We start from the raw sequence: 504 nt of genomic DNA, 5'->3' as shown, positions 1-504 counted from the left end.
CTGGAGATTCTGTTTCTTGTCGTTCGACATAGGCTTGCGCCTCTCTTGTTCTTGATCGGAGGCACAACGCCTCCACACACAAACTTGATGCCCGCCGCGTCCCCTATGGCCGTCGACCGCGCACCGGCTCGAGCCCGGTCACATCAAAGCGCCCGGGCGTTTTGCACATATAGAGCGCGAAGGCGCGTCGCGACAGGCCCCGGACGCCCGTTTCCGATCGGAACGCCGTCGATGGCGACGATCGGGGTGACCAGCGAGCCGGCCCCGGTGATGAACGCCTCCCGCGCCGCCTTGGCGTCCTCGGGCGAGAACGGCGCCTCGGACAGGGTCAGGCCCTCGCGCGCAACCAGCTCGAACACCGCCCGCCGGGTGACTCCGCGCAGGATGTTGGCGTTGGTGTCGCGGGTGCGCAGCACGCCGTCCTTGTCGACGATCCAGGCGTTGGACGAGGCGCCCTCGGTGACCAGCCCCAGGTCGTCGACGAACCACGCCTCGATGGCGCCC

General features: G+C 67.9%; 1 protein-coding gene. It reads right to left on the bottom strand.

Annotation, left to right across the window (positions count from 1 at the left end; all coding sequences use genetic code 11):
- Window positions 1-143: 143 nt before the first annotated feature.
- On the bottom strand, window positions 144-504 hold a 361-nt coding region (locus DNK89_RS24090; RefSeq protein WP_203422642.1), incomplete at its 5' end, for an aminotransferase class IV.

The sequence above is a fragment of the Acidovorax sp. ST3 genome (genome assembly GCF_003231145.1).
GTDB lineage: Bacteria > Pseudomonadota > Gammaproteobacteria > Burkholderiales > Burkholderiaceae_C > Acidovorax.
Note: the sequence above shows the minus strand (reverse complement) of the source record. Positions and strands in the feature narration are given on the sequence as shown.